The organism is Cupriavidus sp. 8B, from assembly GCF_054589115.1.
Genome location: NZ_BAAILO010000277.1, coordinates 1 through 472, shown reverse-complemented (window position 1 = coordinate 472; position 472 = coordinate 1). Strand labels below are relative to the sequence as shown.

The window sequence follows — 472 nt, the reverse complement described above, 5'->3', positions numbered from 1 at the left end:
GCTCCTGCCGGTCATCATCAGCGAGAAGAAGACCGTGGCCGAACTCAAGAAGACGATCGAGGCCGCGGCATGCAGTCTCGCTACCGCTATCTTCGACAAGGCCGAATGCGCCGCATGCCCGCACAACTCCTCGTTGCAAACGGAGATGTTCAGCGAAGCTATCGCCTCCGGCAATTGCACCAACCGTGGCTGCTACACCCAGAAGACCGAAAAGCAACTGGAAACAGTGGCATATGGTCTGAAGGATGAGTACCCGGTGGTTCGCATTGTCAGGGTGGGCGATAACCATACCCGTGTCCAACTGGTGGTTGACGGCCCGACCGGCGTTGGCGAGGACCAGGCGAAAGCCTGCCACGCTTGCGAGAGCTTCGGTGTTGCCGTTAGCGGCCTGCCGGACAGCATCGGCAAGGTGTTCCGCGGCCAGTGCTTCGACACCGGCTGCAATGCCACCAAGGTCGCGGCCCGGCTAAAG

General features: G+C 60.8%; 1 pseudogene. It reads left to right on the top strand.

What is annotated here, in order from left to right:
* A pseudogene (locus ACYP5B_RS27415) lies at positions 1-472 on the top strand (PRTRC system ParB family protein); the annotation flags it as partial.